This is a genomic window from Tranquillimonas alkanivorans (assembly GCF_900115595.1).
Lineage (GTDB): Bacteria > Pseudomonadota > Alphaproteobacteria > Rhodobacterales > Rhodobacteraceae > Tranquillimonas > Tranquillimonas alkanivorans.
In genome coordinates this window covers 2800-25157 of sequence record NZ_FOXA01000028.1, presented here as the reverse complement: position 1 = coordinate 25157, position 22358 = coordinate 2800, and the positions used below count along the sequence as shown (strand labels likewise).

Genomic DNA, 22358 nt, shown 5'->3' with positions numbered 1-22358 from the left:
CAACGACGCCAATGCCGCGGAGCGGCTTAGTCCTTCCGCCCTTTCCTCCTTCGCTTGGCATTTCGTATTCGGCTCATCTTGTTGACTCCCGCCAAGCTCGGCATGTCTCGAGATATTCACGTGCATCGCGACTTAACCGGGCAACGCCGAGAAGTCTCGAAAGCGCGAGCGCCGGGTCGTCCGAGGCTTCGAGATCATCAGCATGTAAATCGATGACCGACGCGACCTCGGTGCGAGAGACCTCGCGAAGCGACCGGCCATCGAGACCTGACGAGCGGAGGTACAACCACAAGCGGAAAAAGAAGTCCTTGCTCGGGGACCTGTTCGACTTCTGAGGCGGAGCGCGCTCCGCCTCAGTGACAACGGAAGTTGAGTGGCGGCGATTGCGGAGCGCAGTCAGCCGATACCCTTGGTCGAGGACGCTTTCTGCAGACGCCGATCCAGAAGCGCGTCGATGTGCTCGGGCGCGAGGCCCAGGTCGGAGAGGCCCGGAACATCTGGGTCGGCCACGTTGTCGATCCGCATCAATGCCACTTGGTGGCGCGTCAGCGGAGCCCCCGGCATGTGTTCGGCAAAGCAGGCGAGGCCGGTCCAGACTGGAAATGGCAGAGGGAGGAAGCGCGCCCGAACTCCGGCACGGTCGGCTATGTGACGCAGAAGCTGGCGATAGGTGAAGACATCGGGACCCGCGACCTCGTAGAGGCGTGCGGGATCCGAGCATTTGAAAAGACACGCGACGGCGGCCGCGACGTCCTCCACATGTACCGGTTGAAGTTTTGTGGCCCCTTTACCGAAGACCGGATAGACCGGCGATCGCTGCACCAGGTTCATCAGGGTCGTGAGGAAAGAATCGGCGGGTCCGAACATGACAGCGGAGCGGAGGATGACCGCAGCCGGGTGCGCGTCCCGAACCGCCTGCTCGCCTTTGCCCCGCGCCCTTACATAGCCGTCCGTGGCCTCCGGATCCGAGCCGATACCCGAGACATGGACGAGCCTTGCCCCGACCTGCCGCGCCACCATGGCCACGTTCCGAGCGCCCTCGACATGAACCGCCTCGAATGTCAGTGGCCCTCTCTCTGAATAGAGGCTGACGGCGTTGACGACGCCCGTCGCGTGCTGCAAGGCAGCTCGAAGCGAGCCGACGTGGGTGACGTCCGCCTGCACCCGCTCCACGTCATCCGGGAGAGCATCGTGTGCCGCGCGCTCGGGATGCCGAACCGCCACCCGCACGTGATGCCCTTCATTCGACAGCGTCCGAACGATGCGGCCGCCCAGAAAGCCGGTTCCGCCGAGCACGGCCGTGATGCCCGGCTGCGATGGCTTTCCCCGTAGAGAGGCGAGACTGTTCTCATCCCGCTGCATCATGTTCTCCTTCCGGCCTTCAACAGCCTACGGCATCCACCGGGTTCCGGATTGCGCACGTGTGGCTGCAGGACATGACGCGCTCAACCAAGCGAGCGATACCAAGTTTCGTTCGCTTGCACAGAAGAGCACCGATAGAACCCTTGCGAAATTCACATTTGGCAGGCTGAGGTTGACAGAACTTCAGCGAACGGTGAAACGTTTCACCGTCAGTATGCGGCGTGGAGCGGTTCAAGGTCCCGATGTCGAGAAGCCAAGGCTACAGATCCGGCCGCCGTGCGACCATACGCGACGTGGCACAGGAAGCGGGCGTTTCCGTGGGCACGGTCTCTCACGTACTCAACGACAGCAAGTCGGTGTCGGAACGGGCAAGGCGCTCGGTGTTGCGCGCGGTGGAGGAGCTCGGCTACCGGCCGAACAGCCTGGCCCGGTCGCTCATCGCGCGCCGGCCCCGCACAACGCCGGCGGCCGAACCGGGACGTCCCCGGCTGATCTCGGTTGGCTACATCTCGATCGACTACATGGTCCGGATCGGACACGTGCCGCACTCGGGCGAGCGCACGACCTCCCGCTCGATCGAGAAGATGCTCGGCGGACCGGCCGCGAACGTGTCCGCCTTCGCCGCCGCACTCGGCGCACCGCTCGAGATCGGTGCGGAGATGGTCACGCATCTGGGCAATGATGCCGACAGCCTCTGGGCGCTCGAGGAGCTGGCGAGCCGGAACATCGACGCCAGCGGCGCTCTGCAACAGCCGGGCGACCGGCTGTCACGCTGCATCGTGCTCGTCGAAGACGACGGCCAGCGGACGATCATCAACGAGCCCTTCGAGGTGCCACTGGACTTCCTGGCGCGTCACCTGGCGCGCCGTGCGCCTGATGCCGCGCCGGCCTGCGTGCACTTCGACGGGTTCCATCTTTCGGCCGCCCTGCAGGTCCGGGACGAGCTGCGGGTCGCCGGATACCTGCTCTCGCTGCATTCGGCGGGCCTCGACGCGACGCAGGGCACTTTGCCGGACTACGGAGAATTGCTGGAAACCTTCGACGTGCTGTTCCTCGACCAAGGCTCCTTTGACCGGATGACGCGCGGCATGCAGGACGTCGCTGGAGCCCCCGAGCGTATCTTCGACACAGTGACCGGCAATCGCTGCCGCGCCCTTCTGCTCACGCGCGGCGCCGACGGCGCCGTTCTGCTCCGGCCCGGCGAGCAGCCGGTACAGTGTGAGGCCCCGGCCGTAGACGTGGTCGATGCGACCGGCGCCGGCGACGCGTTTACCGGCATCTTCCTCGCCTCTTGGCTGGCGCAGGGCGACGCGGAAGCCGCGCTCGCCCATGCGGTGCAGGGGGCGAGCTTGTCTCTGACGGCGCTCGGTGCCCAAGGCCGGCTGCCGTCGGCGCAGGAGGTTTTCGCCCGGGACGCCGTCGAGACGGAGGGGCCGAGATGACCGGAGGCAGACCGCTGCTGCTCTGCATCGGAGATATCGACATCGACATCGTGGTCAAAGTGCCCCGTCCACCGGGGCGAGATCAGAAAGTCGATGGCAAGCGTGTGGCGCAGAGCGCGGGCGGCATGGCGGCCAATGTTGCGGTCGGCGCCAGCCGTCTCGGCACATCGACCCGGATGCTCGGGGCGGTGGGCGACGACGCGATGGGGCGGGAGGCGCTGGACGCGCTGACACACGAGGGGCTCGACCTTTCCCATGTCGCGACACGGCACGGCGCGGCTACCTTCTTCTGCATCATCATGGTGGACGACGAAGGCGAGAAATCCCTGGTCAAGGCGGTGAGTCCCGCCTACCTCCCCCGCCCCGCCGACCTGACGCCTGCCGCCTTCGCGGGCGTGGATCACGTGCACCTGACATTCACCGAGCACGAGCTTGCTGCAGAGGCGATCGCGCGTGCAAAAAGCGTCGGCGCGTCGGTTTCGCTCGACCTCGAGGCGGCGGACGTCCCGGCTGACGGACACCGCGTGGCGGAGCTGGTGGCCGGGGTCGACCTGCTTTTCGTCAGCGAACAGAGCCGCAGCGATATAGAGCGCCGCATCGGCCCGCTCGTGGTGAACAAAGGCAAAACGGTCGTCATGACCCGCGGTAGGCTCGGCGCACGGCTGGAGGACGGCGACCGCGTGCTCGACGTGGCCGGCCACGCGGTGCCGGTCACCGATACATCCGGTGCCGGGGACGCCTTCGCCGCGGGTTTCCTGCACGCGCGGCTGTCAGGTGCGGACGACACCGCGGCGCTGCACTTCGCCAACGCGGCCGCTGCAATCTCGACCCGCAACTACGGAGCGCAAGCGGGGCTGCCTGTGCTGCAAGAGGTCGAGGACTTTCTGAAATACCGAACGCCTGAGAGGTCGGATGCCTGAGAAACGTTTCGAATACCGGGAGATCTTGCGCCACAAGCATGCGTCCGAGCCGGACGACGACACGATGCAGGGCCTTCTCGACATCGTGGACGAAGGCGTTCTGGGTGCGTCGAACCACGTCGCGCTCGCCCTCCCGCTCGTGGCGCGGGTTGCGGGCGCGGACCGGCCGACGGCGCTGGACGAGGCGATGGAGCTCGCCCGCTTTATCGCCCGCACCCGTGGCGCCGGCGCCCCGATCGTCGCAAACGCGCTGGCATGGCAGACCGACGGGATCGAGGACCTTCCGGCGTCCGAGGCCGTGACGCTCCTCCAGGAGAGGGCCGCCGCCTGGGACACGGCGGCCGCGAAGAGGCGGCGCGACCTGATCGAACGCGGCGTCGAGGCGCTGGCGGCGTGCCGTCACCCGCTGATCTTCGACTATTCAAGCACGGTCGCCGATCTGATACGTGCGCTCGCCGCGCGTCGGGAGCTCGATCGCATCGTGGTCCCCGAAAGCCGCGCCATCGACGGCGGGCGGCGGTACATGACCGCACTGGCCGAACTCGACGTCCCGATTCTGTTCGTGCCCGATGCAGCGCTCGAATACGCCGTGACCCAGTCGGACGCCGTGCTTCTGGGGGCCGAGAGCGTGACGCGCGACGGTGGCATCAGCAACACCGTCGGCTCGACAATCGCAGCGCGGTCGGCGCGGGCGCACGACGTGTCGGTCTACGGGGCGGCGGACCTGTTCAAGGTCGGTGAGCGCCGGGCCGACGAACTGCCCGCCCCCGCGCCGAGGTCCTACGACTTCCTTCTGAAACAGGGCGAGGTGGCGTCCACCGAAGCGCCCGAGCTCGAAATCGTTCCGCCGGGCCTTGTGACGGCCATCCTGACGGAGGTCGGCCCGGTGACGCCTTCCGATCTTCCGTCCGCGCTCGCCCACCGCGCCGCCTGAGAAAAGGAGACCCCGATGACGCCTTCCGCAAGCCGCGCCCTGATGCAGCAAGAACTGGACGAGCAGCCAATCATTCTCGGCACGGCCGCCGGCGCGCTTTCGGAAGCGGCGGCACGGATACGCCCGTCGAAGGATCGGGCGCTCTGGGTCGGGGGATGCGGCGACAGCCTGTTCGCCGCGCAATCCATGACACGTTTCTTCCGTGAAAGCGGCTGGGACATCCGCCCGGTCAGCGCGTCCGACATGCTGTGGGACGCCGACATCCGGGCGGGCGACACGGTCGTCGGGATCTCCATCTCGGGTTCCACCCGCCGCACCGTCGAGGCCATCGAAGCGGCCAAGGCCATGGGCGCGCACACACTCGCCATCACCCTCAAGTCCGACAGCGCGCTGGCGCAGGCGGCCGGCGACCTGCTTCCCCTGCCCTATCAGCCGATCAGCCGCGCCATTCCGCACGGGCTCGACTACCACGTGACGCTGCTCGCGCTCGCCGCCTTGGCGGGACCGGTCGAGGGCGGCGCGGTTCAGCGCGTCTTCGACGAGGCCACGAACCATTATCTCGACCACGCGCGGACCATGGCCGCTCACCTGCCCACCGACGCGCGCTTCTTCTTTCTTGGTGGTGGCGCGGCGCTCGGCTCGGCGAATTACGGTGCCGCTAAGATGCATGAAGCCGGCGGTCTGGCCGCATGGTCCTTCGAAGCCGAGAACTTCGCCCACGGCGCGCACTTCATGCTGCGTGCGGGGGATCACGTGGTGCTGTGCGGCGCCGGAGGCGCGGCGGACGACCGCACCGCGGCGATGCGCGCCGGGCTTGAACGGCTGGGGGCCTCGGTCGGAACGGCCGGTCTGGACAGCGAGGACACGAAGCCGTTGCCGACTGCGCTGCGGGCCGCGCTTGCGACGCAGGCGCTTTGCCTCGCCGTGGCCGAAGTCCGGGATCTGGACGTTACCGACCCCGCGCGAGGGTCGGCTGCGGCGGAGGTCCAGCGCGACTGGTTCGGCTGGACCTCCCGCTGATCAGGAAGTCGTGCGCCGAACCCGGGCCCTCAGCTTCTCGCCGACGGCGTTGTCGGCCACGACGCTGCCGATGAGCAGCAGGCCGATCGCCGCGAGTTGCCAGGCTTGGGAGATGTTGGCGAGCTGAAGCGCGACCTGCAGGGTCGTGACGATCAGCACCGCCAGCACCGTGCCGGAGATCCGGCCGATCCCGCCGAAGATATGCGCGCCGCCCAGAACGGCGATGGTCACCGAAAGAAGCTCCATGCCTTCGCCCGCGTCTGGGCGCGCGGCCTGGAACCACGACAGGGTCATGATCGCGGCGACGCCCGCGATGGCGCCGCTCAGGCAGTACAGCGCGAAGCGCAGGCGCCAGACCTTCACGCCCGACAGAAACGCCGCCCGCTCGTCGTTGCCCGCGGCATAGATGTGCGACCCGATTCGGGTGCGCGACAGCATCACGTGCAGCACGATGGCGAGCGGAATGAACACCGTCCACATGTGCACCGGGACGCCGAGGATGCGGCCCTGCGCCAGCGTTCCGAACCAGTCCGGGATGCCCCCTATGGGCGAACCGCCCGTCAGCGCGAGTGCAAGACCGGAATAGGCGAAGAAGGTGGCCAGCGTCCCCATGAGCGACGGCACCTGCAGCACGCAAATCAGAAAGGCATTCACCGCGCCGAGCATTCCGCCGATCACCAAACCGATCAAGCAGGCGAGCAACAGCGGCACGCCCAAACCGAAGAGTCCGGCGATGGCGAGCCCGACGAGCGACATTGTCGCGCCGATCGACAGGTCGATGCCCGGCCCGCCCGACAGCATCACCAGCGTCTGCGCCATGCCGAGCACACCCAGGACGGGCACGTATTGCAGCAGGTAGGCCACGGTGGAGACCTGCAGGAAATGCGGCGACAGCAGCGCCCCCGCGACGCCGGCGGCGATCAACAGCCCGAACAGGAAGAACAAGCGCTGCGTCAGCGGATCGTTCATGACACCCTCCGTGTCTCGAGCGCGTCGAGGATCAGCACGACGATCAGCAGGCCGCCGATCACCACCGTTTCCCACAACGAGGAGACGCCGATCAGCACGAGCCCGTTCTGCGTGATCTTGATGAAAAGCACCCCCATCAGCGTGCCGATCAGGCTGCCGATCCCGCCGCGGATGTTCGCGCCGCCAAGGATCGTCGCCGCGATCGCCTCGAGCGCGATGTTCGTGCCTATGTTGACCTCGACGTTCCTGAGCCGCGCGACGTACAGGATTGCGGCGATGCCCGCGAAAAGGCCGAGCAGCGCGTAGGCCTGTATCTTCGTTCGGTCCACCCGGATGCCGACCAGCCGGGCGGCGACTTCGTCGCAGCCGATGGCGACCACGCGCTGGCCCCACGGCGTCCGGCGCAGCAGAAGCCAGGAAAAGACATAGATGAAGCCGATGACGAAGACGCCTGCCGGCAGCCCCATGAAGTCGCCGAGAACCAGGAACGACAGCGTGTTGGGCAGCCCGCTGATCCAGACACCCCCGATCACCAGGAACAGGACCGCGATGTAGATGTACATCGTTCCAAGCGTCGCCACGATCGGCGGGACCCGCGTCTTCGAGATGATCGCGCCGTTGAGCGCGCCGAGAAGCGCGCCGGCGGCCAGGCCCACGGGAATCACGACCCAGTCCGGCATCCCATACTGGTAGGCGCGCCCGATCAGTACGGCCGACACCGCCACGATGCCGCCCACGCTCACGTCGATGCCGCCCAGAATGATCACGATGGTCATCCCGGCGCAGACCACGGCCAGGTCCACCGAGTTGCGCAGGATCGTCGTCAGGTTGCGCTCGGAAAGAAAGAATTCGGACTGGCTGGCGAAGATCGTGCAGAGCACGACCAACGCCGCCAGCAAGAGCCCCTCCCGGCCGATACGGAACGGCCGGGAGGGTGCCTTGAACGCGAAACGCGCCATCTGAGCCTTAGAAGTCAAAGTCGTCCACGTTCTCTTCGGTGAAGACCGCTGGCGGCCCCAGCAGGATCACGTCGTTCTCGGGAAGGTACTGGATCGTCTGCTGCAGGCCCTCGACCTCGAAGTCGCCGGTGATCTCGCCACCGTCGGCCAGATGGTCGCCGACCCAGACCGTGAGGTAGCCGAGGTCGGCCGGATTCCACAGCACCGAGTACGGCATCGCGCCGGACTTGATGTAGTCGCGCGCCGTGTTCGGCGAGCAGTAGCCCGCGGTCAGCACCTCGCCCACGAGCCCCGCGGCTTCGACGGCCTGCGCGATCCCCGGGCACGTCGTCGATGCCATGCCGAGCACTGCCTTGAGGTCGGGGTTGCGCGTCATGGCATCGGTGGCGAACTGATAGGCGCGCTGCGCGGTGCCGTCGGTATGGTCGACCGACACGATCTCGATGTCCGGATATGCTGTCTCGGCGCGTTCCTCGATCGCCGCAATCCAGTTCTGCATTGACTGGATGGTTGGCGAGTCCGAGACGATGGCGATCTTGCCGCTTTCGCCGATGCGGTCCACGGCCTCGTCCAGCAACGTGTACCCCAGATCCTGGTCCAGCGCCTGGGCCACGAAAAACTGGCGGTCGCTGCCCGGAGCGTCGGCATCCGCCGTCAGCACGACGATCCCCTGCTCGAGCGCACGCGAGATCGCGGGCTTCAGAGTCTCTTCGTCGAGCGGCGAGATCGCGATGACGTCGAAGCCCTGGTTCACGAAGCTTTCGAAGATGCGAAGCTGGTCGGCCGCGTTGGTGCTTGTCGGCCCCTCCTGGACGTATTCCACGCCCAGTTCCTCGGCGGCGCGCTCGGCACCTTCTTCCATGGCGACGTAGTAGGGGATCCCGGCGATCTGCGGGATGAAGGCGATGCGCGTGGTGTCGTCCTGCGCCGACGCCGGCAGCGCGGCCGTCAGTCCGAGGGCAACCCCGCCCATAAGCGTGTGCTTGAAAGACATGTCAGTACCTCCGTGTGGTTTCGTGTTCTTCGTCGTTCAGTGGGCCGCCTCCGGGCGCCGTTTCGTCTCGGCCGCTCCGGTGATGTACCCGACCACCTCTTCGGGGGTGGTTTTCTCGGTCTCGAGGAGCCCGATCCGCCGACCGCGGCGCAGCACGGTTATGCGGTCCGAGACCTCGAAGACATCCTGCACGTTGTGCGAAATCAGGACGACGGACTTGCCTTGTCGGCGCAGGGTCTTGATGAACTCGAGCACCTTGCGCACCTCGGCCACGGCGAGCGCCGCGGTGGGTTCGTCCATCACGATCACGTCCGCGTCGATGTTGAGCGCGCGCGCAATGGCCACGCCCTGGCGCTGGCCGCCCGACAGGTACTCGACCCACGTGTGGATGTCGGGCACGACCACGTCGAGTTCCTCGAGCAGTTCGCGGCTACGCTTGTGCATCGCCCGGCGGTCGAGGAACGGGATGCCCGCCACGGTCCGAGTGATCTCGCGGCCGAGGAAGATATTGTCGGCGATGGTCATCTTCCCGGCAAGCGCGAGCTCCTGGAAGATCGTCGCGACCCCCCGCCTCCAGGCGTCCTGCGGAGACGTGAAGCGGACCGCGTCGCCGTCGAGTTCCATCACGCCCTCGTCGGGCATGTGTGCGCCGGCCAGCGTTTTGATCAGCGTGGATTTACCGGCGCCGTTGTCGCCGACGAGCGCCATGACCTCGCCGCGCCGTAGTTCGAAATCAACGGAATCGAGCGCCACGACGCCGCCGAACCGTTTCACGATGCCCTTCATGGACAGCTTCAGCGTCTCGGCCACTTCGGATCGCCCTCCCCTGCGATTGAAACGTTTCACCGAGGTCAATGTCGCGGCAAGCCCCGGCGGATGTCAAACGGTTTATTGCATGACTATGCTTTCTCGTGCGGAACCTCGGCGGCCTGTCGGAACGCTGCTCTGACTGCCGAATAATCGAGCACTCGCCGGCCCGCGCCGGCGTCCGCTGCAAACCTTGCGGGCGACCGCAAGGCCGCCCGCGCGCTCACCTCATTCCCCGTAGGGCACCCAGATGTTCTTGACCTGCGTGGCGCGGTGCAGGAACCGCCTGCCCTGCCCTTCCGCGCTCATCCAGTTCCGCGCGGCATCCTCTTCGGTCCATGTCTGCTTGAGGTTCCCCGTGCTCTCCGCCTCGACCATCTTCCGGCCGGCGGCGCTTCCGAAGTACCAGATCCCGTCCACCCCGTCGTGCTGCGCGAGTGTCTTCGCAAGCTCGTCACGCATACCGGTGACGATGTTGACCACACCGGCCGGCACGTCCGACGTCTCGATCACCTGGTAGAGGTCCGTCGCAGAAAGCGGGTGGAGCTGGGAGGGCACGGCGATCACGCAATTGCCCATCGCGATCGCGGGCAGCACCGTCGAGACGAAGCCCAGAAGCGGAACGCTGGTGGGACAGGCGATGCCGACAACGCCGACCGGCTCGTTCATGGCGAGTGTGACGTGCGCCGACTTCGTCTGGTGCACGGCTCCATCGAACTTGTCGGCCTGCGCCGCATACCAGAAGCAGCGCCGCACCGACATCTCCACCTCGCCGCGGGCGGCTTCCACACCCGACCCCGCCGCGCGCAGCCGCGCTTCGAATTCGGCGGCGCGGGCCGACAGGTTCTCGGCGAGGTAATAGAGGATCTGGGCGCGGTTGTGCCCGGTCGCCGCGCCCCAGGCCGACGCCTTTGCGGCGGCTTCCACCGCGTTTCGGATGTCCTTGCGGTTGCCGAGCCCGGCATGCCCACCGCCCGCGACGGCGTAGGCATAGCCCGAATCCGGGCGGACCTGCTTGCCGCCGATGTAAAGCTTGGCAGTGCGGTCAATGCCCGCCCCCGCGGCTCCCCCGCCCGGCGCGGCCTGCGGGGCGGGAACCTCCGGCTCGGTCCCGGAGGCCTTCGGCTCGGGATGCGACAGGTACGCCATCATGCCCTCCCGACCGCCCTCGCGTCCGTACCCGCTCTCGCGGTACCCGCCGAACCCGGCGCCCGCGTCGAAGATGTTGGTGCAGTTGACCCAGACCACGCCCGCCTTCACCTGCGCCGCAATATCAAGACACAGGTTGACGTTCTCCGACCATACCGACGCCGCGAGGCCGTATTTCGTGTTATTGGCCAGCGCGACCGCATCTTCCGGAGTCCGGAACTCCGTCAGCGTCGCCACAGGGCCGAAGATTTCTTCCCTCGCCAGGGTCGAGGCCGGTTCGACGCCCACCGCCAGGGTCGGCGGAAAGAAGCAGCCCTCCGGCGCATCCGTCTGGTGCAGGACAGCCCCCTCGCGCGCGCCCTGCGACACCAGTTTCCGGATCCGGTCGAGTTGTACGGGGTGCACGATGGCCCCCACGTCGGTGCATTTGTCGAGCGGATCGCCGATGCGCAGCGTCTTCATGCGCGCCTTCAGCCTGGTCTCGAACCGCTCGGCGACCGCTTCCGCGACCAGGATGCGCGCCCCTGCGCAGCACACCTGCCCCTGGTTGAACCAGATCGCGTCGACCACCCCCTCCACCGCGGCGTCGAGATCTGCATCGGCGAAGACGATGAACGGCGACTTGCCCCCCAGCTCGAGCGTCAGGAACTTGCCGGTGCCGGCGGTCTGCCGACGGATGATCCGCCCCACCTCGGTCGAGCCGGTGAATGCGATCTTGTCGATGTCGCCGTGACCGACAATGGCCGCGCCGGTCGACCCGTCGCCGGTGACGATGTTGAGCACACCCGCGGGCAGGCCACAATCCGCCGCCAGCTCGGCGAAGGCCAGGGCCGTCAGCGGCGTGTACTCGGCGGGCTTCAGCACCACCGTGTTTCCTGCCGCGAGCGCCGGAGCCACTTTCCATGCCAGCATGAGCAGGGGAAAGTTCCATGGAATGATCTGCCCGCACACGCCCACCGGCCGGGCACTTGGAAATTCGTCTTCCAAAAGCTCGGCCCACCCCGCGTGGTGATAGAAATGCCGCGCGACCAGCGGGATGTCGATGTCGCGGCTTTCGCGGATCGGCTTGCCGTTGTCCAGGCTCTCGAGCACCGACAGGAACCGCGCGTGCTTCTGGACGTGGCGCGCCAGCGCGTAGAGATGGCGCGCCCGGTCGTGCCCCGACAGCGCCGCCCAGCCGGGCTGCGCCGCACGGGCCGCCCGCACGGCGTCGTCGACGTCGGCCGACGTGCCCTGTGTGACCGACGCAAGGTGGCGGCCCGTCGCCGGTTCGAAGACGTCGAATGTTCCGCCCGACGGCCGGAAGGCGCCGTCGATGAAGTGTCCGAAGCGGCCGTCGTGACGCTCCAGCCAGGCACGCACCAAGTCCGTGTTCTCCGGCGCGGGACCGTAATCCAGGGTCTCCAGGATGTTCGTGATCTCGTTCATCTCGTTCCTCAGGCCATCGCGTGTCGGGAAGACGCGGCGTAGCGTCCGGTGACGTGGTGTTCGAGCTGCCGCTCGATATCGGCGAGCATCGAGGATGCCCCGAGACGGAAGAGGTCGGGCGCGAGCCAGTCGCGCCCCAACTCTTCCTTCATGAGGATTTGCCAAGCGAGCGCGTCCTTGGCCGATTTCATCCCGCCCGCCGGCTTGAAACCGACGCGGTGCCCGGTGGCGTCCCCGTAATCCCGCAGCGCGCGCACCATCACGAGAGACACCGGCAACGTCGCATTGACGCCCTCCTTGCCGGTCGAAGTCTTGATGAAGTCAGCACCGGCCTGCATCGCAACCATCGAGGCGGCGTAGACGTTGCGCAGCGTTCGCAGGTCGCCCGTGGCGAGGATCGCCTTGAGATGCGCCTTTCCGCAGGCCTCACGCATCGCCGCCACCTCGTCGTAGAGCGCGGACCAGTCGTGGCGCAGCACGTGTTCACGGGTGACGACGATGTCGATCTCGTCGGCCCCCTGCTCCACCGCGTACCGGATCTCGGCCAGGCGCAGGTCGAGCGGCATGAGACCCGCGGGAAACCCAGTCGCGACCGACGCCACCGGGATACCGCTGCCCTCGAGCGCGCGCACGGCGGGCTCGACGAGCGTCGGATAGACGCAGACGGCGCCGGTGGTGATGCTCCGGCCCGACAGGCCGAGCCCCTCGATCAGGTGCGGCGCCAGCGGCGACCGGGCCTTCGCGCACAAGCGGCGGACCCGCGCGGCCGTGTCGTCGCCGGCCAACGTGGTCAGGTCCATGCAGCGCACGGCGTTCACCAGCCATGCGGCCTGGTGCGCCTTCTTGACCGAGCGGCGCGTGGTCAGCGTGGCGGCTCGGCGTTCGGCGGCGCTACGGTTCACCGCGTGGCCTTCGAACATCTCCGGCCTCAGCGGCATGCCGGTGTTGCGTCGCTGAGTGTGTCCCGTCCGGGCGGGCACCTGATGAGCATGAGACGCTGCCTCTTCGGCACGCCTCGGCTTGGCGTCTGCGACCATGGTTTCGCTCCCTTGATGATGTGCGGCGCGGGCGGTGGCGCCCTGCCCTGTCCCTCGTCCTCAGGCCATGCGCGGCGACCGCAGGTCACGCACACGCGCAACCAGGTCCTCGACCCGGGCCCGGTCCACGGGCCCGGTCCAGTGCCCGCCCTTCTTCAGGCTCGATCCGACGATGGCCCCGTCGAGATGCGGCAGGAGCTCAACGGCGTTGACGGGCGTGAGACCGCTGCCGCCGATGACCGGCAGTGACGTGCCAGCGCGGATGGCCGCGATTTCCTCGGTCGGGATGGCGTCGCCCGTGCGGTTTCCGGTCGCGATCGCCACGTCGGCGTCATAGAATTCCGTGTCCCGCGCAAGTTCGGCCACGTCCCGATCGCCGGTGACGGCATGCGCGCCGTGCTTGACGTGAACGTCCGCAAAGATGACGACGCCTTCCGCGCCGATCCGCCGGCGAAAGCGCAGCGCCTCGCCGCTCAGCCCCTCGACCACGCCTTCGTTCGCCACGTAGGCATTCACCCACTGGTTCACCCGCACGAACCGGGCGCCCGTGGCATGCGCCACGGCAAGTGCTCCGACCGCGTGGTTGGCCAGCAGGTTGATGCCGAAAGGCAGCGCCGTCCGCTCCGACACCGCCTGCACAATGGCTGTCATCGCCGCGATGACCTCTGGACCGATACGGTCGGGCTTCAGGAAGGGGATGTCGCCATGGTTCTCGAGCATCAATCCGTCCATCCCGCCCTCCTCGTAGGCGCGGACGTCGGCCAGCGCGATCTCGCGAAGCTCGGCCACCGACGCGCCTGAATATCGCGGCGTTCCTGGCAGGGGAGGCAGGTGGACGTTCCCGATCAGCGGGCGCTCGCGGCCGAAAATCTCGCCGAGGGCGTTCTTGGTCCCGGACATGTCTAAGTGTTTCCTCGTCATCAGATGGTGGCGGCGCGCGACAGCGCCCGCTCGTATCGGGCGTCCCGCTCCTCGGCGTCCGGCCGCTTCGTCGCAAGCGCGCCATAGGCCTCCACGACGAATGATGCCGACACGGTTCCCATGGCGCTGCACTCCACAAGCGGCCGGCCGGCCGCCAGCCCGGCCAGGAAGCCGCCGCAATAGGCGTCGCCCGCCCCGGTCGTGTCCGCTACATCGACGGCGAGCGCGGGAACGTGTGTCATCCGCCCTGTGCCCGCCTCGGCCAGCAACGACCCCTTCGAGCCGATCTTCCCCACGACGTGAGAACTCCCGCTGCGGGCGGTCTCGGCCAGCCAATCCTCGATCCGCGCCGGCGCCCAGATGCGGTCGATCTCGGCTTCGCTCGGCAGGAAGGCGTCGAGGCAGGCGAGGTAGGAGAGGTCCGCGTACCGGCCCGCGTCGATCATCTCGTCGGCGAGGATGTCCATCGTCACCGTCCGACCCGGCGCATGGAGCCTCTGGGCGTTGGCAATCGAGCTTTCTGGCCCCTGCGGCGCGACATGAAAGCCCGAGGCTTTGCCATACGCCTCGGGCAGCGGCCCGCGCGCGGCGTCCATGGCCAGTGGCTCCGACGAACTCAGCTTCCGGATCTGCTGCTTGTGCACGTCACTTTCGTGCAGCATCCACAGTTCGAGCCCGTTGCCCTCCGCCGTGGCGATGCCCGCCGTGTCCAGCCCCCAGGACGCGATCTCGGCGCGGCTGCGTTCGGCGTGCGGCCGGCCCGCCGGCGCGTGCACGCCGACCGACGCCGTCCAGATCGCGGCGCCGATCGCGGAATAGAGTGCACCGCCCCCCGGCATGCTCCGGCGGCAGGTGCCGTCCTCCAGAACGATATCGTCGACCGTCAGCCAGCCCACCGTCACCAGGTCGATCATGGCTCCTCCTCCAGTTCCGCGGCGAGCGCGGACATGTAGACGAGAGCCCGCGACAGGCTGACCAGGTCGTCGAGGTGCGCAGTCGGATACGCCGTGTCGAAATGCCTGTCGGCCCCCGGGAACCCGAGAAGCACGATGTCGGAGTTCCGCTGCATCACGCTCACATCGTCGCTGCGCGAGGTGTAGAGGTTCGAGGTCTCCTTTACCGTCGCGCCCCGGGCGTCGAGATTGCGTGCGAATTCCCGCACGGCCGAATACAGCGGCGGCGGCGTGACCGCGCCGCGTGCCAGGCTCGAAAATTCGCTAAGGACGGCGCCCGCCCCCGGTACGCCCGCGCCGTCCGGGCCGCAATTTCCTTCGGCCGCCGTCTGCTGCATGTCGACGACAACGGAGAACCGCGGCGCGGGCGCGGCCGCCAGAAGGCGCGCCGAGCCCCGGCTGATCGACTGGTTGCCGGTGGCTGCCGGCCCCTCTTCCTCGTCCGGCATCGCCAGGAAGGCGTCGCTCCCGATCTCGGCCAGCACCGGGGCGGCCAGCGCCAAGGCGGCGACGCCGCCGGCATTGTCGAAATGGCCCGTCAGCAGACCGTTTTGGCCGGTCTCGAACGGCGCCATCGGCACGACCCGGTCGCCGGGGCGCAGGTGCTCGTCTCCGCTCGGGACGAAGCTCGGGCCATCGCCGTCCGACAGCAGCACCCCCTCGGCCACGACGACGAACGCGCCGGCTTCCAGGTCGTAGCGCAGCGCCTGAGCCGGCCGCTTGCCGTGGCCGGTGAGGTGATAGCAAAAGGGCACGAGCGGATGCCGACCGCCCTGCGCCGGGTGCACGAGATAGCTGATCGTATCGAGATGCGCGATGTACCACAGACCCGACTCCGCGCCGCTGCCCGTGGCAAGCGCGGCCGCCCCCGTCCCGCCGTAATTTGCCTCGAGCGCGAGCCGCCCTCCGAGCGCACCGTCCTCTTCCAGCAGCGCCCGCAGGACAGGCGTCCGCATGAGCGAGGCCACCCCCGACGGGGCGGGCGCGTCGCTCAGCGCCCGAACATAGCGCAACATCCGCTCGGGCGTGACGTGCGCCTCGACCAAGGCGCGGATCTCGTCGCAGCGGCGCAGCGCCCTTTCGACCTGCACGCCCGTCGGTGCCCGGCAGGTCCAGCGGTGGGTGGCGGAGCCTGTCATGCTCGGCTCGACCGTGCCATGATGAAGACCGCCACGACGATCAGCGCGCCCTTGAAGAGCTGCTGCACGAACGGATCGACGCCGGTGAGGTTGAGGATGTTCGCCAGCACCCCGATGATCAGAGTGCCGATGAACGTCCCGGCGACCGATCCCTTGCCGCCAAACAGGCTCGTGCCCCCGACGACGACGGCCGCGATGGCGTCGAGTTCATAGGCCTGTCCCGCAATGGGCGTGCCGACGCTCAACTGCGAGGCATAGACCAGCCCCGCGATCCCGGCCACACCGCCCGAAATCACGTAGACGATGGTCTTGTAGAGCCCCACCGGCACCCCAGAAAGGCGTGACGCGTCCTCGTTCGAACCGATGCTGTAAACCGACCGTCCGAACGGCGTCAGCGCCAGAACCACGCCGCTGACCAGAAGCGTCGCGATCAGGATCAGGGTCGGGTTCGGCACCCCGAACGTGTACCCATTGCCGAGATCATAGAAGTTCTCGTTCAGGATCGGGATCGGGGTGCCGCCCGTGTAGATGAACGCCAGCCCTCGCGCGAAGGACAGCATGCCCAGTGTCATGATGAACGGCGGAATGCCCGCAAAGGCGACGCCGAGCCCGTTGACGAGCCCCAGCGCCATCGCCGCGAGAATGCCCAGCGGGATCGCCACCGCCATGCTCTGCGTCTCGAGCAGGCCAGCGAACAGCACCACCGAAACGCCGAGGATAGAACCTACGGAAAGGTCGATACCCTTCGTGAGGATGACGAAGGTCATGCCGACGGCGAGGATGCCCACGATGGAGACCTGCCGCAGCACGTTCATGAGGTTCGGCACGCTGAGGAACCGGTCATTGAGAAACGACGACACGATGATCAGCAGGACCAGCGCGGCCAGCACGCCCGTCTGCCGCAGCAGCCGGTAGAGGGTCGCGGAGCGGTCGCCGGTAGAAGCGGCGCGTGCCGCCGCGGGAGGAGAGGAGGTCTCGGTCATTGCCAGGTTCTCCGTAGATTTCAGTCGAGCGATGCGGCGCGCATGACGCTTTCCTCGGTGGCTTCGCCCCGAGGCAGTTCGGCGGCGACGCGACCGCCCCGCATGACGAGGACGCGATCCGAAAGCCGGAGGACCTCTTCCATCTCCGAAGAGATCACGATGATGGCCACGCCGTCCTCGGCGAGTTCCTCGATGAAGCGATAGATCTCGCGTTTCGCGCCGATATCCACGCCGCGCGTCGGCTCGTCGAAGATCAGGACGCGCGGGCGTCCGGCGAGCGCCCGGCCCAGCAACACCTTCTGCTGGTTGCCGCCGCTCAACGTGCTTATTTCGGCCTGCATGCTGGGCAGCCGGATATCGAGTTGCTCGATCTGCTCGCGCACGAAGGCCCGTTCGCGGTCCAGCCGAAGAAGGCCGAGCGACCTGAACCGCGCCAGGTTCGAGATGGTGGCGTTTTCGCGCACCGGGCGGTTCGGCAGCAGGCCGAACGCCTTCCGGTCCTCGCTGACATAGGCGATGCCCTGTCGCTTGGCCGCGCCCGGCCCCGAGAAGCGCGTGGGCCGACCGAAAACCTTCATCTGGCCCGAGCTGTGGGGACGCACGCCGAAGATCGCCTGCGCCACCTCGGTGCGGCCCGCGCCGATCAGCCCGGCGAGGCCGACGATTTCGCCGGCCCGCACGCTGAACGACACGTTCTCGAAGGCGCCTTCGCTCGAAAGCTCCTCAAGTTCCAGCGCCACCTCGCCCATGCCGCGCGCCTGGGTGTGGTGCGCCTCGAACTCGCGGCCGATCATCTTCGACACCAGCCAATCCTGGTCGATCGCGGACACGTCACTCGTCCCGGTCCGCTCGCCGTCGCGCAGGACGGTGACACGATCCGCGATCCGAAAGATTTCTTCGAGGTGGTGCGAGATGAAGACGATGCCGATGCCCTGCGCCTTCAGACGCTCCACCAGGTCGAACAGCGTGTCGACGCGGTTGGCGTCGAGCACCGCCGTAGGCTCGTCCAGAACCAGCATCTTCGCCTCGACCGAAATCGCCTTGGCGATCTCGATCATCTGCTGCTGCGCGATGCTGAGCTGGCCGACCGGCACCGTCGGGTCGATCTCGATCGACAGACGGTCCAGCAGCTCCCGCGTCCGCTCGCGCATCCTGCGCCGGTCCAGCAGCCCCAGCGCGTTGCGCGGGAAATGCCCGAGAAAGATGTTCTCTTCGGTCGTCAGATCCGGGGCGAGCGACAGTTCCTGGTGGATGACCACGATGCCTTGATCCAGAGCCGCCTGGGGCGAGTTCAGGATCAGTTCGCGCCCTTCCAGCTTCATCGTGCCGCCGTCGGCGCGGTGTACCCCGCCGAGTATCTTGATCAGCGTCGACTTGCCTGCGCCGTTCTCGCCGACGATGGCGTGCACTTCGCCGCGCCCGACCGACAGGTCCACGTCCCGCAGAACGACGTTATTGCCGAACTGCTTCCGCAGTGCCTGCGCCTGTAGAAGTTCATCTGTCATGCTTGCTACGCGAACCGCCCCGACCAAGGCCGGGGCGGTTCTGTGCCGTTACTTGCAGGGATCGAGCGGCGGCTCGAAATCGCCCCAGCCGCGGCCGATCCATTCCTCGGCGTTCTCGGCGACGACGGTCGGCGAATCCGGCAGCGCGAGCTGCTGACCGGGCTGCGAATACGCCTCTGCCCCCGGGATCTCTCGACCGGTCAGCGTGTAGAGAGCTGCACGCATTCCGATGTCGCCGATGAAGGGCGTGTAATTTCCGTCGGCCCGAAAGGTGCCGTCACGCACCGACTTGAACCCGGCATTGGAGCCGTCGAACGTGTAATGCAGGATGCCGTCTTCGCAGCGGTTCGCCCGCGCGATTGCGAGCTGCGCGCCCCACGAGGATTCCTCGGCGTGCGAGAACACCGCGTCGATGTCCTCGTAGGCCGTCAGAAAGTCCTCCATGATAGGAACTGCCGGCTCGCGAATCCACTCGCCGTCGCCGACGGCCAGCACCTCGATGTCGGGATAGTTCTCGAGCACGTTCTTCATGCCCTGATCGCGGTCGACGGCGGGCGAGGAGCCCTGGAGGCCGGTGATGACGACGATGTTGCCACTCCCGTCGAGGTCGTCGGCCATCTTCTGCGCGACCTTCTCACCCATCGTGACGTTGCTCTGGCCGATGAAGAGCGTCTTGTCTGTCGGCACGTCGCGGTCCATCACGATCAGCGGGATGCCCTGGTCCATGACGGCGCGCGACGCCGGGATCAGAGCTGCCGACTCGACCGGGCTGAGCAGCACCGCGTCGACGCCCCGGGCGAGCAGGTCACGCACATCGTTGTTCTGCTTCGCGACGTCGACGTTGCCGTCGAGCACGATCATGCTGACATTGGGATGCCGACAGGCCTCGGCCTGTGCCGCCTCGAGCATCGAGATGCGCCAAGGATGATTGAAGCCGGTCTGCGAGAAGCCGACGACGATCTCTTCTTCGGAACCGTCTACGGTTACGGGGCCCGCCTCGAGTGGCAGGATGTCGGTGAACGGCAGGCCCGCGTACTGTTCAAGAAGCTGGTCGCAGGTTTTGCCCGAAATGGGCAGCGTGTCCTGTGCGGCGGCGCCGGAGGCCGCTCCGAACGCAACGAGAAGCGCCGTGGTGGCAATCGAGGATTTCATCTGAACTCCCTATCGGTTGTTGGCGGCCGCCGTTCGCCCGGCGGCTCTTTGACTTCTGTCTGCGGTGAGCGAATAGCCGGCCAATTCAAGGCACTCCGGCGTTCGCTGCTTGCCGCGACTCGGATCACTGTGCATCATCGGAAACTACAAATCAAATGTTATGACGTTCGGACGATATTATGGATGATTGGCAGCGCCCGCTCGCCGAAGACGGCCCTACCCCGCTCTGGTTCCAGATCGCGGAGCGCCTGCGCCACGCCGTGGAATCGGGCACGTTCGCGCCCGGCGAAACGCTTCCGTCGGAAGCGCAGTTGAACCGACATTTCGGCGTCAGCCGCGCGACTTCGCGGGCGGCGCTCAACGAGCTGGAGTCTGCCGGTCTCATCGTGCGCCGCTCGGGCAAGGGATCGATCGTACTTCGAAAACGGGTCGACCAGCCGGCGGAAGAAATGGCCGGCTTCTCTGAGGACATGCGCCGGCGCGGCCTCACTCCGTCCTATCGCGTCCTCGAGATCGGGCATGAACCGGCGACAGCCGAAGCCGCCGAAGCACTCGAACTCGCTCCGGGGACGGCGGTGTTCCGGTCGCACCGCCTTTTGCTTGCCGACGGCGAACCGATCGGCACGGCAATGTCTTGGCTCCCCCCTCGCCTGTTTCGCACCCAACCATATCCCACGTCCGAAGAACTCGAGACCGGCTCTCTCTACGCCTGGCTCAGGGTCAATTGCGGCGTGACCGTGAAACGGGCGCGGGAGTACATCGAGGCGACATCGACCGAGAGCTCGCTGGCCGAGAAGCTGGGCGTCCGCAAGGGTTTCCCGCTCCTCGTCGCGCGCCGTCAGTCGTTCGACGAACAGGACAAGCCGGCGGAATGCGTTATCCTCAGCTTCCGGTCCGACCGCTATAGGTTCCACCTCGAGGTGCGGCGTTGACGTTAGGCCATCCGGGCGCTTGAGGTGAAAGAAACCGCCGGTGCGGCCGTACTCGATCTGGTCGCATCAACGCCATGATCAACGAGGCCTTCGCAGGCCGGGAACTGCTTCAGTATTGCAGTTCCGGCTATGATCACCCGCTCGGCCTGCTGTCGCACTGCTGCGGTGGTCGCCGACGCGAGCGCCGCAGAAACAGGAGGCCAGCGTCAGGTTGATCGTCTGGCTCGGCAGAACGGTGCGTCGTCGGGTCTCAATCCGTCTCGTTTGGTGGCGCTGGGGGATGCCGAAGCCGTTCATGCTCGTCGACCACCCTTACCCGTGCAGGCAAATCGGATCCCCACGACCAGAGGACCAGGTTACGCGCGCCTCGTCGCGCTCCGGGGGCGAAGCTGGGCACGATGGCGCCGCAGTAGCCTTGGGTCGCGACACGCTCCGCGAATTCCTGCGATCTGGCCTGGCCCTTCATGTCCATCTGCATTGCCCAGTCCGGAAGAGCGAGATCCTCGAGCGCGAACCCTGACTTCCCGAGTTCGTCCGGATCAGTGGCGTCGAGAACCGGATCGAGATCGACCTCGACCGCTACCAGAGTTGTCGGCATGAAGCTTCCCGCCTGGTGCACCTCGTTCAGTGCCGTCTCGACGGAGAAGGAGAGATACAGCGCCGGTCGTCCAATCCTGTTGAACCGGCCCCCGAATTTCGCGGCGCCGTCGCCCGAAAGCGGCCGGTACGCCCAATAGGGACTGAGCGCCCTAAAAAGCGTCTCCCGAAGGTGCATCAGGCGTGTACGCCAGCGTCCAGCCGATCGAGATGCCTATGCACCAGATCGGCGCGCCCATCTTGGACAAGCTGCATCGGCGTCACACCATAACCCGGGAGGGGCGTGGACCTGTACCAGGCGTAAGCCATCAGATCGGAGCCAAACCTCGGACTGGTGCGGGTCACGATCTCCATCATTTCACGCAGCCGCTTCTGCGTCTTCGGTTTGCCCACCCGGCTGGAACGTACCAGCGCATCGCGCCCGAGCCCGGCGGTCTGGGCGATTTCGTCGACGGTCGTACGAAGCGACTGCGCCATCAGCCTCGGCGCGAAGACGCCTTCCTTCGAAACTGCGTTCAGCTCCATGTGCCTCACCCCCAAAGACGCGGTTATGCGTCAACATGTGTGTCGAATCCCATTTCGTCAACCGCATGGCCCTCCAAGACGCTAACGAGGAACCTCCTCAGCGGCCCCGGGGGCATCCCTCACAGAGGTAAAGGTCCCTGCTGCGTCCTGGCGATGATCAGGGTCGAAACTCGGTCATGCGATTCCGTCTACCCACCCCTTGCCCGAAACGACACCTCGGCACTGTCGGCGCGGCGCGGCCTTGCATCCGGATCTCAGCCTGAGCGCCCCCTACCCCACGAGATGAGACTAATTCGCACGCCTATGTGCTTCACGCCCCGCCCTTCGCTTCCGAACCCCGGCCGCCAGGTCGTGCGCAGGAACAGGTCTGCTTGGCGAGCACGGACAAGCGCCAATCGACGGGATCGGATCACGCTGCTTGGCGGAAACCCCTCCCCTTCCTCAGCCGACGCGGGCGGAACTGCCGGCCTCGGCGTGCCTGGCGGTCGCGGGGCCGAGTATGTTTACAGCCGCCATCGACGTCGCGCCGTCGATGGCGACCGCTTACCGCGAGCGCGTCCCCGCCGATGTCAGTGCTACCTCCCGTAGCGGACGGCTCGCCATCGGCAGACGATGATGGTCGCGCAATCC

General features: G+C 67.0%; 20 protein-coding genes. 5 read left to right on the top strand and 15 right to left on the bottom strand.

Annotated elements, in window-relative coordinates; translation table 11 throughout:
• Positions 1-396: 396 nt before the first annotated feature.
• Positions 397-1362 carry a complex I NDUFA9 subunit family protein gene (locus BM162_RS18900; RefSeq protein ID WP_218153138.1) on the bottom strand — a complete coding sequence of 322 codons (966 nt, stop codon included), beginning with the start codon at positions 1360-1362 and terminating at the stop codon, positions 397-399.
• A gap of 293 nt (positions 1363-1655) precedes the next feature.
• On the opposite strand from BM162_RS18900, the gene BM162_RS18895 reads away from it, so the two are divergent.
• From BM162_RS18895 to BM162_RS18880, 4 genes are read left to right on the top strand one after another with little or no spacing between them, the layout of a single operon-like run.
• Entirely contained in the window at positions 1656-2804 is a 1149-nt protein-coding gene (locus BM162_RS18895; protein WP_177215260.1) for a PfkB family carbohydrate kinase, read from the top strand.
• On the top strand, positions 2801-3724 hold the full coding sequence (locus BM162_RS18890) for a carbohydrate kinase family protein (RefSeq protein WP_093425095.1): 924 nt from the start codon (positions 2801-2803) through the stop codon (positions 3722-3724). The genes BM162_RS18895 and BM162_RS18890 overlap by 4 nt, the downstream gene beginning before the upstream one ends.
• On the top strand, positions 3717-4658 hold the full coding sequence (locus tag BM162_RS18885; protein ID WP_093425094.1) for an IF-2B domain-containing protein: 942 nt from the start codon (positions 3717-3719) through the stop codon (positions 4656-4658). Before BM162_RS18890 ends, BM162_RS18885 begins: the two co-directional genes overlap by 8 nt.
• A 15-nt stretch (positions 4659-4673) precedes the next feature.
• Complete coding sequence (locus BM162_RS18880; protein WP_093425092.1) at positions 4674-5678, top strand: SIS domain-containing protein; 1005 nt, start codon at positions 4674-4676, stop codon at positions 5676-5678.
• Here BM162_RS18880 and BM162_RS18875 read toward each other — a convergent pair whose 3' ends face one another.
• The 12 genes from BM162_RS18875 to BM162_RS18820 form a co-directional block, all read right to left on the bottom strand.
• The gene (locus tag BM162_RS18875; RefSeq protein WP_093425091.1) at positions 5679-6647 is read right to left on the bottom strand and encodes an ABC transporter permease; all 969 of its coding nucleotides are present in this window, start codon (positions 6645-6647) and stop codon (positions 5679-5681) included.
• The gene (locus tag BM162_RS18870) at positions 6644-7606 is read right to left on the bottom strand and encodes an ABC transporter permease (protein ID WP_093425090.1); all 963 of its coding nucleotides are present in this window, start codon (positions 7604-7606) and stop codon (positions 6644-6646) included. The genes BM162_RS18875 and BM162_RS18870 overlap by 4 nt, the downstream gene beginning before the upstream one ends.
• Before the next feature lie 7 nt (positions 7607-7613).
• Positions 7614-8600, bottom strand: coding sequence for an autoinducer 2 ABC transporter substrate-binding protein (locus BM162_RS18865; protein WP_093425089.1), 987 nt, complete (start codon positions 8598-8600; stop codon positions 7614-7616).
• A 36-nt stretch (positions 8601-8636) separates the two neighbouring features.
• Positions 8637-9410, bottom strand: a complete 774-nt coding sequence (locus BM162_RS18860) for an ATP-binding cassette domain-containing protein (protein ID WP_342741187.1) — start codon at positions 9408-9410, stop codon at positions 8637-8639.
• 225 nt (positions 9411-9635) lie between these two features.
• Positions 9636-11984 carry an aldehyde dehydrogenase family protein gene (locus tag BM162_RS18855; protein ID WP_093425086.1) on the bottom strand — a complete coding sequence of 783 codons (2349 nt, stop codon included), beginning with the start codon at positions 11982-11984 and terminating at the stop codon, positions 9636-9638.
• Between the two features lie 8 nt (positions 11985-11992).
• On the bottom strand, positions 11993-12922 hold the full coding sequence (deoC, locus tag BM162_RS18850; protein WP_218153137.1) for a deoxyribose-phosphate aldolase: 930 nt from the start codon (positions 12920-12922) through the stop codon (positions 11993-11995).
• Positions 12923-13081: 159 nt separating this feature from the next.
• On the bottom strand, positions 13082-13921 hold the full coding sequence (locus BM162_RS18845) for a BtpA/SgcQ family protein (protein ID WP_093425082.1): 840 nt from the start codon (positions 13919-13921) through the stop codon (positions 13082-13084).
• A gap of 20 nt (positions 13922-13941) precedes the next feature.
• Positions 13942-14856: a carbohydrate kinase family protein gene (locus BM162_RS18840; protein WP_093425080.1), complete on the bottom strand. Its 915-nt coding sequence runs from the start codon at positions 14854-14856 to the stop codon at positions 13942-13944.
• Positions 14853-16034, bottom strand: coding sequence for a M20/M25/M40 family metallo-hydrolase (locus BM162_RS18835; RefSeq protein WP_143096222.1), 1182 nt, complete (start codon positions 16032-16034; stop codon positions 14853-14855). Before BM162_RS18835 ends, BM162_RS18840 begins: the two co-directional genes overlap by 4 nt.
• Entirely contained in the window at positions 16031-17017 is a 987-nt protein-coding gene (locus tag BM162_RS18830) for an ABC transporter permease (protein WP_093425076.1), read from the bottom strand. Before BM162_RS18830 ends, BM162_RS18835 begins: the two co-directional genes overlap by 4 nt.
• Positions 17018-17037: 20 nt before the next feature.
• On the bottom strand, positions 17038-18522 hold the full coding sequence (locus BM162_RS18825) for a sugar ABC transporter ATP-binding protein (protein WP_093425074.1): 1485 nt from the start codon (positions 18520-18522) through the stop codon (positions 17038-17040).
• Positions 18523-18570: 48 nt separating this feature from the next.
• On the bottom strand, positions 18571-19674 hold the full coding sequence (locus tag BM162_RS18820; RefSeq protein WP_093425073.1) for a substrate-binding domain-containing protein: 1104 nt from the start codon (positions 19672-19674) through the stop codon (positions 18571-18573).
• 179 nt (positions 19675-19853) lie between these two features.
• On the opposite strand from BM162_RS18820, the gene BM162_RS18815 reads away from it, so the two are divergent.
• Entirely contained in the window at positions 19854-20606 is a 753-nt protein-coding gene (locus BM162_RS18815) for a GntR family transcriptional regulator (protein WP_093425071.1), read from the top strand.
• 250 nt (positions 20607-20856) lie between these two features.
• On the opposite strand, the gene BM162_RS18810 is transcribed toward BM162_RS18815, so the two are convergent.
• A complete protein-coding gene (locus BM162_RS18810) occupies positions 20857-21381 on the bottom strand; it encodes an RES family NAD+ phosphorylase (protein WP_093425070.1) in 525 nt (174 codons plus the stop codon).
• Positions 21381-21728 carry an antitoxin Xre/MbcA/ParS toxin-binding domain-containing protein gene (locus BM162_RS18805; RefSeq protein ID WP_093425069.1) on the bottom strand — a complete coding sequence of 116 codons (348 nt, stop codon included), beginning with the start codon at positions 21726-21728 and terminating at the stop codon, positions 21381-21383. The genes BM162_RS18810 and BM162_RS18805 overlap by 1 nt, the downstream gene beginning before the upstream one ends.
• Between the last annotated feature and the right edge of the window lie 630 nt (positions 21729-22358).

Coding starts and splice junctions, on each gene's coding strand:
- BM162_RS18900 (WP_218153138.1), bottom strand. CDS start 1,362: ATGCAGCGGGATGAGAACAGTCTCGCCTCTCTACGGGGAAAGCCATCG.
- BM162_RS18890 (WP_093425095.1), top strand. CDS start 2,801: ATGACCGGAGGCAGACCGCTGCTGCTCTGCATCGGAGATATCGACATC.
- BM162_RS18885 (WP_093425094.1), top strand. CDS start 3,717: ATGCCTGAGAAACGTTTCGAATACCGGGAGATCTTGCGCCACAAGCAT.
- BM162_RS18880 (WP_093425092.1), top strand. CDS start 4,674: ATGACGCCTTCCGCAAGCCGCGCCCTGATGCAGCAAGAACTGGACGAG.
- BM162_RS18875 (WP_093425091.1), bottom strand. CDS start 6,647: ATGAACGATCCGCTGACGCAGCGCTTGTTCTTCCTGTTCGGGCTGTTG.
- BM162_RS18870 (WP_093425090.1), bottom strand. CDS start 7,606: ATGGCGCGTTTCGCGTTCAAGGCACCCTCCCGGCCGTTCCGTATCGGC.
- BM162_RS18865 (WP_093425089.1), bottom strand. CDS start 8,600: ATGTCTTTCAAGCACACGCTTATGGGCGGGGTTGCCCTCGGACTGACG.
- BM162_RS18855 (WP_093425086.1), bottom strand. CDS start 11,984: ATGAACGAGATCACGAACATCCTGGAGACCCTGGATTACGGTCCCGCG.
- deoC (WP_218153137.1), bottom strand. CDS start 12,922: ATGCCGCTGAGGCCGGAGATGTTCGAAGGCCACGCGGTGAACCGTAGC.
- BM162_RS18845 (WP_093425082.1), bottom strand. CDS start 13,921: ATGTCCGGGACCAAGAACGCCCTCGGCGAGATTTTCGGCCGCGAGCGC.
- BM162_RS18840 (WP_093425080.1), bottom strand. CDS start 14,856: ATGATCGACCTGGTGACGGTGGGCTGGCTGACGGTCGACGATATCGTT.
- BM162_RS18835 (WP_143096222.1), bottom strand. CDS start 16,034: ATGACAGGCTCCGCCACCCACCGCTGGACCTGCCGGGCACCGACGGGC.
- BM162_RS18830 (WP_093425076.1), bottom strand. CDS start 17,017: ATGACCGAGACCTCCTCTCCTCCCGCGGCGGCACGCGCCGCTTCTACC.
- BM162_RS18825 (WP_093425074.1), bottom strand. CDS start 18,522: ATGACAGATGAACTTCTACAGGCGCAGGCACTGCGGAAGCAGTTCGGC.
- BM162_RS18820 (WP_093425073.1), bottom strand. CDS start 19,674: ATGAAATCCTCGATTGCCACCACGGCGCTTCTCGTTGCGTTCGGAGCG.
- BM162_RS18815 (WP_093425071.1), top strand. CDS start 19,854: ATGGATGATTGGCAGCGCCCGCTCGCCGAAGACGGCCCTACCCCGCTC.
- BM162_RS18810 (WP_093425070.1), bottom strand. CDS start 21,381: ATGCACCTTCGGGAGACGCTTTTTAGGGCGCTCAGTCCCTATTGGGCG.
- BM162_RS18805 (WP_093425069.1), bottom strand. CDS start 21,728: ATGGAGCTGAACGCAGTTTCGAAGGAAGGCGTCTTCGCGCCGAGGCTG.